The organism is Chishuiella sp. (assembly GCF_032109125.1).
Taxonomy (GTDB): domain Bacteria; phylum Bacteroidota; class Bacteroidia; order Flavobacteriales; family Weeksellaceae; genus Empedobacter.
The window spans coordinates 15,458-31,768 of record NZ_DAMCLZ010000021.1; the positions used below are offsets into that span (position 1 = coordinate 15,458).

Sequence of the window (16,311 nt, forward strand, 5' to 3'; positions counted from 1 at the left end):
AAGTTGCTAAGCTAAGAAATATTAAAGTTATTGTAAAATATTTTTAGAAAAGCTCATCTGTTTGATAATTAATATTATCAAAAAAAATCAATCATTAAAAAAAACTTAATCAACTTATTAACAGTATTCTATATTTAACAAAGTAATTTTTTCATTTCAGAAATAATTCCATCCTTTCTATTATCTGTTACAAGAACAACCGAATTTCCTTTCCCATATGGTTTATATCTCTTCAGAAAGTTTTCATCTTTAAATAAACCTATTGTTTTTGTTAATGCAGCTACACTTAAATGCATCATTCCCGAATCTGCAGCTATTACAACTTCACAATTATGCATTAATGCAGCTATTTCCCTTACATCTTTACTATAAAACTCAGGAAGTTTCCTCTCTAACATAGATATATTCTCAACTGGAAGAATTTCTATTAAATTATAATCCTTGCTATATTGAGGGTAAAATTCATTATAAAAATCTGACCACCAATTATTATTATAACATTTACATCCTGTTGCAAAAGTAAAAAATGCTATTGTCTTCTTTGAAGTATCACTAACAATTTTTTCTAGATTTTCTTTACCTTTTGATATTTCACTCTCACTTAATTGTATGTTTAATGAAGGTATTTCTTTAATATTTGAAATTCCATCAAATAATTCGAAAAACTTTCTTAACTGATAAACAGGATATTGAGCTTGATGAAGTTGCTCTTCTTGATTCATATCACATAAAAATTCATCACCAAATAATTTATATTTAGAATTCGAAAAAGAAGTTGATAATCGCCCTGATGAAGATTTTTTTTCTACATTTATAACTAGATCATATTTCTTTTTCTTGATTTTCAACCACACATTAGCATAACTAACTAATTCTTTAAATGGTTTTTTAGGTAATTCTATAATTTGATCTACTTGCGGATAATTTTCAAAAATAATAGGAGCTACTTTTCCTTTAACAAATAAATCAATTTTTACATTTGGCGAATGTTCTATGATTTCTTGAATCAATGGGGTAATTAACAAAGTATTCCCTAAACGTTGATTAGGTCTATTTATTAATACTCTTTCAATAATTAAAGATTCATTTTTATTAATGTTTTTTAATGCCCCCTTTCCTATTCCTCCTGTCAACGTTTGCATCGCCACACGACGATAATTGTTAACTCTAATCTTAAAACTCATAATAAATAATGATGAATGTGATAATAAATATTTATTAATTAATTATTGTATAAAACAAAAAAGCGTCAATAATATTGTATATCATTTAAATAATATAAAAAAAAGATCTCTTAATGAGATCTTTTTTAACTTGTTTTTGTAGGACGAATTTCAATTTTACTTGGTAAAACATTAGAATTCATTCTAAATAAATCTACTATCATTTGTCCCATATCTTCAGGTTGTATCTTCCAAGTATCATTTTCATTTGGTTCGTGATCATTAAAATTAGATGTCACAGAACCAGGTAAAATAGTTGTACATTTTACATCATAATTACGTAAATCTAACATCGCAGCTTGTGTAAAACCAACTACACCAAATTTTGATGCGTTATAACCTGAACCATTTGCAAAGAAATTAATTCCTGCCAAAGACGCTATTGATATATAATAACCTTTAGTCTTTTTCAATTCAGATACAGACGCTTTAAGTGTATGGAAAACTCCTGTTAAATTTGTATCTATCATTGCGTTCCAATCCTCAAGAGAAATTTCATCAATTGGAGCAAACTTTCCTAATCCTGCATTAGCTATTACAAAATCCAATTGTCCAAATACAGAAATAATTTCATTTATAGCTTTTTCTTCATCTTCGTAATTTCTGACATCAGATTGAATTGCTAAAACATTTTTATCACCTAATAACTCTTTTGCTTTTTCTACGTCAGCCAAATTTCTACCAGATATTGCAACCTTAACTCCATTTTCTACCAAAGATTTTGCAATTCCAAAACCTATTCCTTTTGTTCCTCCTGTAATGTAAGCAACTTTATTATCGATATTTTGCATTTTATTTCTAATTAATTAATATTCTCCAAAGTTATAATATCATTTATAATAATATCTTACATCAGATATAATTTAATATTTAAGAAAAGTTAAAATTATTAATTACCAAATCTTTTTATATTAACTTCTCTATTCTTTATTTTTAATAAAATAACTTGAAGTTCAATATTTTTTTCTTGTTGAATTGTAATTTTATTTTGATAAGTTTCTACATAAACATGTTGTGGCAAGCTATCTTGATCTATATTTATGATGTAATTTCCAACAGGTAAAAATGCCGTATATTCTCCTCTATCATTAGTTTTTACAGAATAAATCTTTCCTTTCTCATTTGTGAAAGAAAGTTGAAATCCATATAGATTAGATGATACTTGGTAGGATAATTTTGTAGGATTATCAAATTTTATTTTCCCTCTTACAACTCCTGTCAACTGCATCGGTATATTAAGTATTGTATTTAGTTGATTAATTGAAGGGGATAAATCTTGAGTGAACCATTTTTGACCTGGTAAATTAATCAAATAATTTCCATAAGGTATTTTCTTATATTTTACATTACCTTCTAAATCTGTAATAAAACTAATATCATTAATCTTTACAATTCTATTATCAGCTACTTTATCTCCTTCATCAAAGATTCCATTAGCATTATAATCATAGAAGACAAATAAATTAAGTGTCCCAAACTTTACATCGGTTGGTTTATTTTTTGATGGTAAATTATACTGTATTCCGGCTTGCATATAAACTTGCTTTGTATACATCATATTTGCATCAAAAATGCTATAGTTTACTTGTGTATTTATTAATAAATTATCGATAGGATGATACTCTATTGTTGATCCAAATGTAAAAATATTTCCAAATGTTCTATCAAAGCTATAATAGCTACTTAATGATAAATTTAAATGATTATTGAAATAGGACTTTCTATAATTTATAGATGAATTAAAACGCTCAATTTGTTGGTTTAAATTTGATCTAGAGTATAATTCAGCTATCATCATACTTCCACGTTGATAGGATGAGTTTAGTTGAAAACTTTTGAACCCCCAAGTCAGCTGACTATAAAATAATGGTTTTGACTTACCATTTTCATCTATTTTAGAAAAACCTGCTATTGTATTTAAAACTATTTGATGACTTCTTGAATTTGATAACCATGAAAATGAATTACTCAAATAACTAGATTTAAAATGAATTGGAAAATATTTAAAAGTATTAATATCCAAAACATTCGACTTTTCTATATTTATTTTAGGAGAAAATGAAAAATTAAACTGTTTTGCAATTTTAAATGAAATTCCAGCTTCAGCTCTTAAAGCATGAGATTGATTAGCATCAGTATAATTTTTTAAATAAGGATCTACAGATTTTGGGTTATTATTAGTTGTCGTAAATGAAGCCCAAAGAGAGAATTTACTAAATGCTCTTTGTAATCTTTGATTAAGATATAAGGCGCCTCTTCTTGTTCCTGGATAATAACCTGAACTAAAATAATTGGAACTATATAGATCATATTTTCCTAATTTTCCAGATACATTAGCTGCTATGGACATTGAATTTTCTATGTTATTATTTTCATTAAATTTAGAAAAACCATAGCCTAATTTTAAATAATGATTCCATTTATTAGATGTTATCCATCTATAACCATTGGTTACAATAAAATTTGTTGTGGATATATTTTGATCTAATAATAAAGTTGATTCTAATTCATTTAAACCTTTAATTAAAAACTTAGAATTAGCAAATGAAATTTTATTATTTTTTAATCCGTTATACAAATTGTCATCTAATAAATTATAACTTTTTTCAGCAGTTCCTACTATAATTCTTTTATCAGTTTTATCATAATTATTAAAAAGCATTATTCCTCGCCCATTTATTGGAATATCATAATCATTATTATTAATAGATCCAATTTGTAATCCTTTATTGTTACGTTGATATTTAATCCATGAATCTGTCAATGTCATATCTTGATTTCCTTGCCAAGAAGTTGCATTAATATTATATGCAAATTCATTTAAACCAACAGAAAAATCTTGATGGGCCATTAAATTATAATTCATATTATTTGTACCAATATCTCTAGAAGTTATTCTTACGTAATTAGATGATTGATTAATCCATGCTTGATTAATATAAGAAGGATCTACATATACTCTATTCGAACTAGCATTCTCTATTGTATAAAAAACATTTGAAGCAAAATTTCCATTTTCATAATAAGCAGAGACATTAGCTTGAAAAGATTGGATTTTCATCATTTCATGATTTACATATTTAGAAAAAGTTATAATTTTTTCTTCAAATGCATTTATTTCCAATCTTTTATTTGTTGTAAAAAATGCTCCTTTAAAATCTGGAATAACATTCGTTATTAATACTTTTTCTGTTTGATTTCCTTTGTTTACAACTTTTAGTTGATAATGTATAGAATCTCCTTCTTGTCGATAAAGTATATTAGATTGTATAGGAAAAATTTTTAAATCTTTTTTATAATCAACTTTAATTTTTGTTGATGAAGTTGCTAAATTTTGATTCGTTTTATTATCAATAATCTGAAATCTTAAATTAAGATTTCCAGCTGCTTGTTGCTTGTTTATTGAAAATTTTAATGGAATAAAAGCCTTTTTTAATGGATTAAGTTTTATTATAAGATTATCTTGAGAATAAGATCTTATTGTTCCTGGTTTTTCTAAAACTAACCTTGCATTTATAGTATCTTTTGATATATTCTCTAATTGCATTACTACAGTAAAAAAATTATCATCACCAATTTCTATATCTTCCAAGGTTTTAAAAACAATCTTTTTTTCAGATTCTTGAGCATGAGAATTTATTCCACACAGTATAAAGAGCAGAATAAAAAATATGTTCTTAGAATAACCTTGAAATAATTTCATTGAAATTATAATGGTATAATTGTATATTGTAATGATGTAGAGTAATCTCCTGGTTTACTATTCAATATTTTTTCATCTGCAGGGGAAGTAGAATAAATTATATTATACTTTTTTGCATTTGACTTTGTTGAACTTGAATATAACGTTTGATTATAATCTGATAATTTAATTTCATTTGAAAGTTTACCTGTCTCTGTATCCTTTATCTGAACTCGAATTGAATTTAATTCTAAATTATCTGATGAATTAGATTTTAAATATTGATTTACTGAAGATACTTGTATTTCATAAGGTGTATCAGAACTAACATTCAGACCATCTTGATATTCTTTTCGCACACCATTCTTATAATCTTGAATAGTATTAAAAATTAATTCACCATTTATAGCAGAACTATTTACAGAAATAGAAAATGTAGGAGTTACATCGTAATTTCCATTTGGACTTATTTGCATATCTATTGAAAATGGACTTGTTGCTATTACAGTTCCAAATTCATTAACAATCGTAAATTCTAATCTTATTGGATAATTATTCCAAGATTTTAAACTATTTAAATAATTACCTCCTTCTATAATTATATCATAACTTAATTGGATACCTCCATATTTCCCAGTTGGTATTGTAATTGGCAAAGGTGAATTTCTGATAAAATATACAGGACTGAAACTCATTGGTATATTATTCTGTATGACTCCCAATTGTGTTATTGTTGGATAATTTTCAGCATAATATTGTTGTGTAGTATAGCTACTATATTTAAAATTTAATTTTTCTGCAGGAAATTCTTTGTTGTCTGAATTAATAATTGGAGAGGTTACTCTTGCTACAATAGACCAATTTTTATAATTTAATGCACCATTTAAATGTAATTGTATAGTCCCAACATTTTTTACTGTTACTCCACTACTACCATTTACTAATATCCAACCATTATTATAGGCATTAATCGTAAATTGGGGATAGCTATATATTGACAATAAAAAAAATACTATTAATACAATATTTTTTATTAATCTATTATTTTTCATTAGAAAAATTAAGTTCAGCTATTTTTATATTATCATTATCACCTAAACTAAGAGTAGATGTAGCTATATAGTATCCTTTTTCTAAATCTTTAGGTAATTCTATATTGACTATTCTTTTATCTTTAGGTAAACTATAAAAAACTACATCTGGTAATTTTAATGTTTTACCATTGTCTTGATTAATTAATTCACTTTTAATAGTTCCTTCACTCCAAACATTCCCTTCATTAACTATGTTTAATACTAAATTTCCTGAAAATTTATCAAAAACAAAATTCGTAAATTCAACATTCATATTTCTATTAACATTCAACCTCTGATATATTTTGACTCCTGTTCTTACAGATATTTTGATATTTTCTCCAGTTTTATTCTTACCTATTATGGGATTTGTTTGTGAAATATACATCATCGCTGTGTGTACATCCTCTTGATTTATCTTTTCAGGTACCTGCATTAAAACTTCTATTTCTTTGGATTCCTTTGGAAGAAGTGTAAATGTATTTCCTGATAAAACAGTAATCCAATCAGCACATGTGGTTAACAATGAATTAGGATCTGAGACAATATTTGTTCCATAATCATCATATTTCCAATCATTAAAAGAAATAGCTAATTCTAATGTATTTACATCACTAATATTAGTTACCAATATTTTCTTTCTATCTGATTCAGTAGGATTCAAATTGAAATATGTTCTTGGAGGACTTACTGACACACCAGATTGGGCATTACTATTAATTGATAATAAAAATGCAAAAATGATTATAATATAGTCTTGATATCTCATAAAAAAAAGTAGAGTAATACTAATTTTTTAGTGTTACTCCATTTTTAATTTATTATTGTGCTTCAATAGTATAAGTTACTGTTGTATTGTATACATTTGGAGTTTCAACATTGTAATACTTGTTCACATAATCGTTATTACCTTTACCGTTATATGCAACATTAAATTTTAATTCAGTACCACCAACATTACTAGAAATTAAATTTTTATTCTCGTTAGATAAAACAACATTATTCATAGTTGAACTATTTAACTGGTTTCCTGTACCTAAAGTAGCTTGTAAATTAATTGTATTAGCAGCAATCTTACTTGTTAATGCATCTTTAGTATAAACCAAATCCTCATTTTCAGATTTTACTTTTACTGCAAATCCTCCTGTACTATAAACAACTAAATGATCATTCATTTTACTAGTAACACCATTCAAGTAATCTTCTTTAGTTTTATATTCCAAGTTAACAGTGTTGTCACCTCCAATTAAAATTGTTTGAATTGGATATAATTTAACATTCAGATTTGCTTGAGCTGTTTGAGCAACGCTTAATACAGAAGTTAATAAACAAATTACTGTTAAAATAAATGCAGTTTTTTTCATAATGTAGAACATTGTTAAAGTTTTAGTAAATATTTTTTTTTTCAATTTTTAATTACTATATTTATTGTAATTAAAATTCCTAATTGCGGTTGCAAATATAAAATGAGTAAATTTTATATTAGTGACTAAAAAAGACAAATAAATGACTAAAACATGCATTTATAATAAGTTAACTAGGAGTTTTTTGTCTGAATTGAGAAGGAGATACACCTAAATTCTTTTTAAAAAAAGCTGTAAAATTAGTCTCTTGAGGAAAATTTAACTCTATTGAAATCTCTTTTATAGTCTTCTTAGAATTAATTAAAAGTATTTTAGAATTTTTAATTAATTGATCAATTATCATTTCTTTTGCTGTTTTATCAAAAATAATTAAAGTCGCTTTATCTAGTCTTCTTTTAGTGACAAAAAGTAAATCTGTATAAAACGAAACATGTCTATTTTGATTAACATTTCTCTGTAATAAATCTTTAAACTTAGATGCTATTTCTATATCATAATTATTTTTAACAATTTTTTTTTGTATTCCAACTGTTTCAAATTGCCCATTCAAAATAATCCTCTCTAATAAATTATGAAAAAGCTTAGTGTCTAACTCATTTTTAATTTCTTGATAAAATGAATTAATAAAATATTTTTCAAAAATTGGAGCTGAGCAAATTTTATTTTCAATTAAGTTAATTGTTTCCTTTAAAAAAAGTTGATCATTTTCTAGTTTTAAATTTTCCTCAATAGATTTAGAATAAAATTCTTGCTTGAATAATATATAATAAGCATCTGATTGTTCTTTATTTATAAAACTCTGCTTAGAATTTGGAGGTATAAAAAGGAAATAATTTTTAGGAATAATGATTTCATTTTTATTTAATTGATGAGTAAAATTTTTATTTCCAGACCATATTATTCCAAAATAATTATTAGAAGATATTCGATTAATCCATTCAATATCTAGCATGTAATTATTTATTTTATAAACTGCTAGTCCCCGCTCAATAGACATAACTCTATAAGAGTTGTTATTAATAATCATGAAGTAAAAAATTTGATTTTCAACTATGTAAAAGTAGAATTTCTACTAACTAAATTAATTGATATGAATCAATTTAGATAAAAAAAATGAAGCACAAACATAAGGTAAATAATGTATAATCAAAACTAATATGATTAATCTCGTTTATTTTTAATGATTAAAAAAAGGCTTTATAACAATTTTTGTTATAAAGCCTTTTATATAGATATAATTAATTTATTTTTGATTCAACCAATTCCATTTTCCATCTTTTCGAAAAATAAAACCTCCTTCTTTTTTATTTTCTTGATGAACATAAATTGCATCATAATCTAGTGTTACTATTTCATTTTTCGAAATACCATTCAAATTTCTCTTAATACCTTTGTCCGAATTTGACCAAAGAGGAGTTCCTTTTGGTATCATCATAAGAATAGGAAAATCATAATTTTTGATTTTGAAAGGGTCTTTTTCTCCTCCTAAACCATAAATCTGACTACCTTTCTTTTGATTATCTATTATGTAAAATCTTATATTTCCATTTGTATCAATCATTCTATATAAATAATCAATTACTCCATCTCCAAAAAAATCTCCTTTAATTGCAAAACACTGATAAGATTTATCTAAATAAAAATCTTTTAAAGCTGAATGAGTAGAAATTTCTTTTTCAAATTGATTTATAAAATCTTTTTGTGTAATTAGATAACCACTGAAACCATAAAAATTTTCTTTTAAAATAGAGTCATTAATTCCTTCATCTAAAATAACTTTAGTTGATGTATTGTCAATTTTAACCCAATTACCAGTTTTAGCTTTTCCATTATCTTTTATACTAAAAGGTTCTCCTTTTTCTAGAATATTTACAGGATAACCATATGGAATTTTTCCTATTCTCTTACCATTAGGAGCTAAACGGACAGTTAATCCTTCCTGAGCAATCACTTGAAAAACTTCTTGAGAAAAAACAAAAGTGTTTAAGACAAGAAAGATTAATAAAATTATTTTTTTCATTCTACAAAATTAACCTCAATTCAATAAAAAACTATTTAAAATTTGGTTTTCTTTTTTCTATAAATGCAGTTGTTCCTTCTTTAAAATCAGTTTCATCAAATAAATTTCCAAAACTCTTAATTTCAATATCAAATCCATTTTCTGTATCATAAGCATTTATTGCTTCAATAGCATATTTAATGGCTGTAGAAGAATTTTGAGATATTTTTGTGGCAATTTCTTTTGCTCTAAAAATCAATTCACTTTGTTCTACAATTTCATTTACTAATCCTATCTTAAAAGCTCTTTCTGCCGTAAACATTTCAGCAGTCATAATCGCTTGCATAGCTCTTCCTTTTCCTATTAATTTTGGCAAACGTTGTGTTCCTCCATAACCAGGAATTAAACCAAGAGTAACTTCTGGTAAACCTAATCTTGCATTAGAAGATGCAATACGAAAATGAGATGCCATTGCTAATTCTAAACCTCCTCCTAATGCAAATCCATTTACTGCTGCAATTACAGGTTTAGTAAAGTTTTCTATTTTATTAAACACATTCTCTTGTCCTTTTGCAGCTAATTGCTCTCCTTGTTTCCCATCGAAATTAGAAAATTCTTTAATATCTGCCCCTGCAACAAAAGATTTTTCTCCTGCTCCTGTTAAAATAATTACTCGAATTGTTTCATCTGATTTTGCCTCATCAAAAAAATTAGATAAATCTTCTAACAAACTTTTATTCAAAGCATTTAAGGCTTGTGGACGATTAAGCGTTACAGTAGCTATTTTATTTTCAATCTCTATAATTAAATTTTCGTAAGAATAGTTCATTTTTCTGTGTTTTATATTTTTATAAAAATAGTAATTGTTAAACGAACAAAAAATTTATCAAAAAATAATTTGTACAAATAAAAATCATTTATACATTTGTCGTAATGAAAACATTTATTACAAATAATTGGTGGTGGTTTATCGGACAGCAAAACGTTGGTTCGTAAGACCTCTATGTAGTTATATGTAGAAAAGGCTTGTCGGAACCGACAAGCCTTTTTTTGTGCTCAAAAATTAAAAAATGAAGAAATGAACTTACAATTTAACATACAAAAAGAAACTGTTTTAGCAGATTTAATAACTCCTGTACAGCTTTACTTAAAGCTGAGAGATATTTATCCGAATGCTTTATTATTAGAGAGTTCTGATTATCATTCTAAGACTGATGCGAATTCATTTATCTGCCTAAATCCTATTGCTACATTTAAAGTAACAAACGGTTTAGTAAATGAAATTTATGCTAATGGAGAAAACAAAGAATATGCTTTGAATGGACAAGATTTAACTGAAAAATTCAAGGCATTTACTAATCAATTCAAAATAGAAAATGCAGATGACTTAGTCATTAACGGATTATTTGGTTACGTTGCTTGGGATGCAATCCCACATTTCGAAACAGTACAGTTTTCTGCAAAAGGAAATGAAGCTACAATTCCAGAATTTTGTTATTCTTTTTATCAAAACATTATTGTATTCAATCATTTTCATAATGAAATTCAATTCATCGAATACCAAAATAATGAAACATCTTCTCAATTTTCTGAGATAAAAAATATTGTACATAACAAGGCAATTGTTGAATATCCTTTTAATGTAGAAAGCGAAATAGAATCTAACTTAACAGATGAGGAATTCAAAGAAATTGTATATAAATGTAAACAATCTTGTTTCCGTGGAGATGTTTTCCAAATTGTACCATCGAGACAATTCAAACAAAAATTTTCTGGCGATGAGTTTAATGTATATCGTATTCTACGTTCTGTAAATCCATCTCCTTATTTATTTTATTTTGATTACGGTAATTACAAAATATTTGGTTCTTCACCAGAAGCACAGATAATCATTAATAACAACCATGCAGAAATTCATCCAATTGCTGGAACAGTTCGCAGAACTGGAAGTCCAAAATTAGATAAAGAATTAACTGAACAGTTAATTGCTGACCCAAAAGAAAATGAAGAACATGTGATGTTGGTTGATTTAGCTCGAAATGACTTAAGTCGAAATTCAGATGATGTTACTGTAGACCAATACAAAGAGATACAATATTTTTCTCATGTAATCCACATGGTTTCTAAAGTAACAGCGCAATTGGATTCAAAAATAAACACAATGAAAGTTTTTGCTGATTCTTTTCCTGCTGGAACGCTTTCTGGAGCTCCAAAATTTAAAGCAATGGAACTTTTAGATTCTTATGAAAACCAAAATCGAGGTGTTTACGGGGGAGGAATAGGATATATTGGTTTTAATGGTGATATAAATATGGCAATTGCGATAAGAACATTTGTAAGTAAACAAAATACATTATTCTTTCAGGCTGGTGCTGGTGTTGTATCAAAATCTGTAGAAGAAAACGAATTACAAGAAGTTAATCACAAATTAGGAGCGTTACGTCGTTCAATAGAAATTGCTCAAAATCTATAAAAACATGAAAATTTTAGTTATCGATAATTATGATTCTTTTACCTATAATTTGGTTCATAGTATAAAGAAATTTGCAGATGATATTACGGTTGTTCGTAATGATGGAATAAGTTTAGAAGATGTTGAACAATATGACAAGATATTACTTTCTCCTGGACCTGGAATTCCTGATGAAGCTAATTTATTGAAACCAATCATAGAAAAATATGCTCCAACAAAATCTATTTTTGGAGTTTGCCTTGGACAACAAGCAATTGGAGAAGTTTTTGGTGGAAAATTGTTAAATACACAAGAAGTATTTCATGGTGTAAAATCGGATATAAATGTAATAAAAGAAGATATTTTATTTAAAAATCTTCCGAATGAATTAGAAGTTGGTCGTTACCATTCTTGGGTTGTTTCGAATGATAATTTTCCTGAAGAATTAGAAATAACTGCTGTCGGTCCAAAAGGTGAAATTATGGCTTTACGTCACAAAACGTATGATGTTCGTGGAGTACAGTTTCATCCAGAATCTATATTAACTCCAGAAGGAGATGAAATGATTAAAAATTGGTTGTCTTATTAATAACAACTTGAATAAATACTTATTGCTTTTAAGTTGCGACAGGGATTGCAGTAGAAATCCTTTTCTAATTAGGAATTGAGTCGAAGTCGAAATACCTAATTAGAAAAGATTGGAACGGAAAGCCCGCCCGGTCGCCCAAAAAATAGTAAACAGTACTTTTTAACCTAAAATGAAGATTATAAAATCTTTTGATGATGAGAAAATTATTAAATTTATTATTCGAAAATTATACACTTACAGAAGAAGAAGCATATAAAATAATGGTAGAAATTTCTGAAGAAAAATACTCGCAAGTTGAGTTAGCTTCTTTTCTTACTATTTTTAATATGCGTAATATAACACTTGATGAATTGAAAGGTTATCGACGTGCTTTATTGGATTTGTGTATAAAAATTGATTTACCCAAAAATGCAATTGACATTGTTGGAACTGGAGGAGATGGTAAAGACACGTTTAATATTTCTACATTGAGTAGCTTTGTCTTGGCTGGAGCTGGAGAAAAAGTTATAAAGCAAGGAAATTACGGTGCTTCTTCTGTTAGCGGTTCATCTAACATGCTAGATAATTTTGGTTATAAGTTTAGTACAGATATAGATGTATTGAAAAAGGAATATGATGAGGTTGGAATTACATTTTTACATGCTCCACTTTTTCATCCTGCACTTGCCAAAGTTGCACCAATAAGAAAAGGTTTGGCTGTAAAAACTTTTTTTAATTTAATGGGACCATTAGTTAATCCTGTTCAACCCGATTACCAAAACTTAGGTACATTTGATGTAAAAACAGCTCGTTTGTACCATTATGTAATGCAAAATTCAGATATACAGTATTCAATTTCTACAGCATTGGATGGATATGATGAAATATCATTGACTTCGCCAACAAAAGTTTACAATAAGTCTGGAGAATATATTTTAGAAAGTAAAGATTTTGGATTAGAAACACTTTCTGCAAATGATATAAAAGGAGGTAAAACAATAGAAGATAATTCTAAAATATTCTTGAATGTTTTAGAAGGAACATCTACTCTAGCACAGAAAAATGTTGTTTTAGCAAATGCTGCTTTAGCCTTACAAACAATTTATTCTACTAAAGATTTGATAGAATGTGTCGCAATAGCAAATGAAAGTTTAGAAAGTAAAAAAGCATTGAATGTTTTTAAAAAATTAATTGAATCATGAAAACTATATTAGATGAAATCGTCGCTAAAAAGCGAATAGAGATTATAGAAAAACAGAAAACAAAATCAATTGAAGATTTTAAACAAACTGAAAATTTCATTGTACCTATTCTTTCTGCAAAAGCATCTATTTTAGATGAATCAAAATCTGGAATTATTGCAGAATTTAAACGTAAATCGCCATCGAAAGGATTTATTAATAAAGATGCTAGTGTTAAAGAAATTGTTTCTGGTTATGAAAAATACGGAGCATCTGTTGTTTCTGTATTGACAGATGAAGATTTTTTTGGTGGAAGTTTTGATGATTTACAGCAAGCAAAAGAAATACTAAACATTCCTGTTCTTCGTAAAGATTTTATTGTAGATGAATATCAAGTTTATGAAACAAAAGCTATTGGTGCTGATTTGATGCTATTAATCGCTGAATGTTTAACTAAAGATGAAGTTTTACACCTTGCCAAAACGGCAAAAGAAATTGGTTTGGAAGTTCTGCTAGAATTACATTCAGAAGACCAACTAGAAAAAGTGAATAATTATATCGATTTAATAGGTATAAATAATCGTAATTTAAAAACATTTGATGTTGATGTTGAAAAATCTAAACAGATTTTAAAACAGTTACCCAAAGATTTAATTAAAGTTGCTGAAAGTGGAATTTCTAACCCAGAAACAGTAAAAGATTTAAGAGAAGCTGGTTTTCATGCTTTTTTGATTGGAGAAAATTTTATGAAAGAGGATAATCCAGCTTTCGCTTTTGAAAAATTTGTAAAATTATCAAAATGAAACGCTTTCAGATAAAAGTTTGTGGAAATAATAATAAAGAAAACTTTCAATCACTAGTCGATTTAGAGCCCGATTATGTTGGTTTTATTTTTTATAATAAATCAAAACGATTTGTAGATGATGAATCACTACTCTCAATTTTTCCTAATGCTGAAAAAGTTGGTGTTTTTGTGAATGAATCCATTTCTACGATTATTCAGAAAGTTATCGATTATAAATTAGATGTTGTACAATTACATGGCGATGAAACAGCTGAATTTTGTGAACAATTAATTTCGACAAAACATCAATATTTGTTGACTGATGAAAGTTTTCTTGATTTTAAAATATGGAAAGCCGTTGGAATTAAAACCAAAGAGGATTTTAAACAATTAACAGCTTATCAACAAGTTGTTGATAGCTTTGTATTCGACACAAAATCTGACAATTATGGAGGAACTGGAAGAAAGTTTGATTGGCAATTGTTAACAAATTATCAGTTATCAACACCATTTTTATTAAGTGGAGGAATTAAGTTAGAAGATGCTTTATTACTAAAAAATTTTCAACATCCTAGATGTATTGGCTTCGATATAAATAGTGGATTTGAAACTGAACCAGGAATAAAAAAAATAGAGGAAATAAAAGAGTTTATCGATGTGATTGATGGACGAATTGAACAAAATTAAAATCAAATGAAATACGAAGTTAACGAAAAAGGATTTTATGGTGATTTTGGAGGAGCATTTATTCCAGAATTATTACATCATAATTGTGAAGAATTAGCAGATGCATTAGATAAATATGTAGAAACAGAAGAATTCAAAAATGAATTTAATCTGTTATTAAAAGATTACGTAGGAAGACCCAGTCCTTTATATTATGCACCAAATTTATCAAAAAGATATAATACAAATATCTTATTAAAAAGAGAAGATTTAAACCATACAGGAGCACATAAAATAAACAATGCAATTGGGCAAGCTTTATTAGCAAAACGAATGGGAAAAACTAAAATTATAGCAGAAACAGGAGCTGGACAACATGGTGTTGCAACAGCTACAGTCTGTGCTTTATTAGGATTAGAATGTACTGTTTTTATGGGTGAAATTGACATTAAACGTCAAGCACCAAATGTGGCTAGAATGAAAATGCTAGGAGCAGAAGTTATTCCTGCCACTTCTGGAAGTAAAACATTAAAAGATGCTACAAACGAAGCTATACGTTATTGGATTAATAATCCTGAAACGTTTTATATTATTGGTTCTGTAGTAGGTCCACATCCATACCCTGCAATGGTAACAAAATTTCAAGCAATTATATCAGAAGAAATTAAGTTCCAAATGAAAGAAAAATATGGAAAAGAAAATCCTGATTACATCATTGCTTGTGTTGGTGGAGGAAGTAATGCTGCTGGAGCGTTCTATCATTTTTTAGATCATGGTGATGTAAAACTTATTGCTGTAGAAGCGGCGGGATTAGGAGTTGAATCTGGAGAAACAGCTGCAACTACAGTAAAAGGAACTGAAGGTATAATTCATGGAAGCCGTACATTATTGATGCAAGATAAAGATGGACAAATTGTAGAACCTTATTCAATTTCTGCTGGATTAGATTACCCTGGAGTTGGACCATTACATGCACATTTATTTAAAACTGGTCGTGCAGAATTTCTAAATGCAACCGATGAAGAAGCTTTAAAAGCTGCATTTTTGCTTACAAAAGAGGAAGGAATTATTCCAGCATTAGAATCTTCACATGCTTTAGCAGCTTTAGAAAAAATTAATTTTAAACCGCAAGACATTGTAATTCTGAACCTTTCGGGAAGGGGCGACAAAGATTTAGAAACTTATATGAAAGTTTCTGAAAAATATTCGTGAAAATATTTGGATATCTCCTAAAAGTAACGTTAAATTTGCACCCACGATAGTAGAAATCTATCGGGGTGTAGCGTAGCCCGGTCATCGCGCCTGCTTTGGGAGCAGGA

The 16,311-nt window shown here is 27.4% G+C and carries 15 protein-coding genes; 6 read left to right on the forward strand and 9 right to left on the reverse strand.

Features of this window, described 5'->3' with window-relative positions:
• Positions 1–134 precede the first annotated feature (134 nt).
• The 9 genes from RT575_RS14995 to RT575_RS15035 all read right to left on the reverse strand — a co-directional run bounded on the left by RT575_RS14995 (position 135) and on the right by RT575_RS15035 (position 10,170).
• Positions 135–1,184, reverse strand: coding sequence for a glycosyltransferase family 9 protein (locus RT575_RS14995; RefSeq protein ID WP_313581938.1), 1,050 nt, complete (start codon positions 1,182–1,184; stop codon positions 135–137).
• A gap of 125 nt (positions 1,185–1,309) precedes the next feature.
• A complete protein-coding gene (locus RT575_RS15000; RefSeq protein WP_313387057.1) occupies positions 1,310–2,014 on the reverse strand; it encodes an SDR family oxidoreductase in 705 nt (234 codons plus the stop codon).
• A 98-nt stretch (positions 2,015–2,112) separates the two neighbouring features.
• A complete protein-coding gene (locus RT575_RS15005; RefSeq protein WP_313581940.1) occupies positions 2,113–4,926 on the reverse strand; it encodes a hypothetical protein in 2,814 nt (937 codons plus the stop codon).
• Positions 4,927–4,931: 5 nt separating this feature from the next.
• Complete coding sequence (locus tag RT575_RS15010; RefSeq protein ID WP_313581942.1) at positions 4,932–5,957, reverse strand: hypothetical protein; 1,026 nt, start codon at positions 5,955–5,957, stop codon at positions 4,932–4,934.
• Positions 5,947–6,747 carry a molecular chaperone gene (locus RT575_RS15015; protein ID WP_313581944.1) on the reverse strand — a complete coding sequence of 267 codons (801 nt, stop codon included), beginning with the start codon at positions 6,745–6,747 and terminating at the stop codon, positions 5,947–5,949. Before RT575_RS15015 ends, RT575_RS15010 begins: the two co-directional genes overlap by 11 nt.
• A gap of 52 nt (positions 6,748–6,799) precedes the next feature.
• Positions 6,800–7,342, reverse strand: a complete 543-nt coding sequence (locus RT575_RS15020; RefSeq protein ID WP_313387053.1) for a hypothetical protein — start codon at positions 7,340–7,342, stop codon at positions 6,800–6,802.
• A gap of 169 nt (positions 7,343–7,511) precedes the next feature.
• Positions 7,512–8,369 carry a helix-turn-helix domain-containing protein gene (locus RT575_RS15025; RefSeq protein ID WP_313387052.1) on the reverse strand — a complete coding sequence of 286 codons (858 nt, stop codon included), beginning with the start codon at positions 8,367–8,369 and terminating at the stop codon, positions 7,512–7,514.
• Between the two features lie 216 nt (positions 8,370–8,585).
• Positions 8,586–9,362, reverse strand: a complete 777-nt coding sequence (locus tag RT575_RS15030; protein ID WP_313581946.1) for an SH3 domain-containing protein — start codon at positions 9,360–9,362, stop codon at positions 8,586–8,588.
• A 31-nt stretch (positions 9,363–9,393) separates the two neighbouring features.
• Complete coding sequence (locus RT575_RS15035) at positions 9,394–10,170, reverse strand: enoyl-CoA hydratase-related protein (RefSeq protein WP_313581948.1); 777 nt, start codon at positions 10,168–10,170, stop codon at positions 9,394–9,396.
• A gap of 249 nt (positions 10,171–10,419) precedes the next feature.
• Between RT575_RS15035 and RT575_RS15040 the strand changes: the two genes are divergently transcribed.
• The 6 genes from RT575_RS15040 (at position 10,420) to trpB (ending at position 16,204) form a co-directional block, all read left to right on the forward strand.
• Positions 10,420–11,814: a chorismate-binding protein gene (locus RT575_RS15040; RefSeq protein ID WP_313581950.1), complete on the forward strand. Its 1,395-nt coding sequence runs from the start codon at positions 10,420–10,422 to the stop codon at positions 11,812–11,814.
• A 4-nt stretch (positions 11,815–11,818) separates the two neighbouring features.
• Positions 11,819–12,382 carry an aminodeoxychorismate/anthranilate synthase component II gene (locus RT575_RS15045; protein ID WP_313581952.1) on the forward strand — a complete coding sequence of 188 codons (564 nt, stop codon included), beginning with the start codon at positions 11,819–11,821 and terminating at the stop codon, positions 12,380–12,382.
• Positions 12,383–12,576: 194 nt separating this feature from the next.
• Positions 12,577–13,563 carry an anthranilate phosphoribosyltransferase gene (trpD, locus tag RT575_RS15050; RefSeq protein WP_313581954.1) on the forward strand — a complete coding sequence of 329 codons (987 nt, stop codon included), beginning with the start codon at positions 12,577–12,579 and terminating at the stop codon, positions 13,561–13,563.
• Positions 13,560–14,345: an indole-3-glycerol phosphate synthase TrpC gene (gene trpC, locus RT575_RS15055; RefSeq protein WP_313581955.1), complete on the forward strand. Its 786-nt coding sequence runs from the start codon at positions 13,560–13,562 to the stop codon at positions 14,343–14,345. Before trpD ends, trpC begins: the two co-directional genes overlap by 4 nt.
• Entirely contained in the window at positions 14,342–15,013 is a 672-nt protein-coding gene (locus RT575_RS15060; protein ID WP_313581957.1) for a phosphoribosylanthranilate isomerase, read from the forward strand. The genes trpC and RT575_RS15060 overlap by 4 nt, the downstream gene beginning before the upstream one ends.
• Before the next feature lie 6 nt (positions 15,014–15,019).
• Positions 15,020–16,204, forward strand: coding sequence for a tryptophan synthase subunit beta (trpB, locus tag RT575_RS15065; protein WP_313581959.1), 1,185 nt, complete (start codon positions 15,020–15,022; stop codon positions 16,202–16,204).
• Positions 16,205–16,311 lie beyond the last annotated feature (107 nt).

Bases quoted from the DNA above. Each gene is read 5' to 3' on its own strand.
- RT575_RS14995 (WP_313581938.1), bottom strand. From the start codon at position 1,184: ATGAGTTTTAAGATTAGAGTTAACAATTATCGTCGTGTGGCGATGCAA.
- RT575_RS15000 (WP_313387057.1), bottom strand. From the start codon at position 2,014: ATGCAAAATATCGATAATAAAGTTGCTTACATTACAGGAGGAACAAAA.
- RT575_RS15005 (WP_313581940.1), bottom strand. From the start codon at position 4,926: ATGAAATTATTTCAAGGTTATTCTAAGAACATATTTTTTATTCTGCTC.
- RT575_RS15010 (WP_313581942.1), bottom strand. From the start codon at position 5,957: ATGAAAAATAATAGATTAATAAAAAATATTGTATTAATAGTATTTTTT.
- RT575_RS15015 (WP_313581944.1), bottom strand. From the start codon at position 6,747: ATGAGATATCAAGACTATATTATAATCATTTTTGCATTTTTATTATCA.
- RT575_RS15020 (WP_313387053.1), bottom strand. From the start codon at position 7,342: ATGAAAAAAACTGCATTTATTTTAACAGTAATTTGTTTATTAACTTCT.
- RT575_RS15025 (WP_313387052.1), bottom strand. From the start codon at position 8,369: ATGATTATTAATAACAACTCTTATAGAGTTATGTCTATTGAGCGGGGA.
- RT575_RS15030 (WP_313581946.1), bottom strand. From the start codon at position 9,362: ATGAAAAAAATAATTTTATTAATCTTTCTTGTCTTAAACACTTTTGTT.
- RT575_RS15035 (WP_313581948.1), bottom strand. From the start codon at position 10,170: ATGAACTATTCTTACGAAAATTTAATTATAGAGATTGAAAATAAAATA.
- RT575_RS15040 (WP_313581950.1), top strand. From the start codon at position 10,420: ATGAACTTACAATTTAACATACAAAAAGAAACTGTTTTAGCAGATTTA.
- RT575_RS15045 (WP_313581952.1), top strand. From the start codon at position 11,819: ATGAAAATTTTAGTTATCGATAATTATGATTCTTTTACCTATAATTTG.
- trpD (WP_313581954.1), top strand. From the start codon at position 12,577: ATGAGAAAATTATTAAATTTATTATTCGAAAATTATACACTTACAGAA.
- trpC (WP_313581955.1), top strand. From the start codon at position 13,560: ATGAAAACTATATTAGATGAAATCGTCGCTAAAAAGCGAATAGAGATT.
- RT575_RS15060 (WP_313581957.1), top strand. From the start codon at position 14,342: ATGAAACGCTTTCAGATAAAAGTTTGTGGAAATAATAATAAAGAAAAC.
- trpB (WP_313581959.1), top strand. From the start codon at position 15,020: ATGAAATACGAAGTTAACGAAAAAGGATTTTATGGTGATTTTGGAGGA.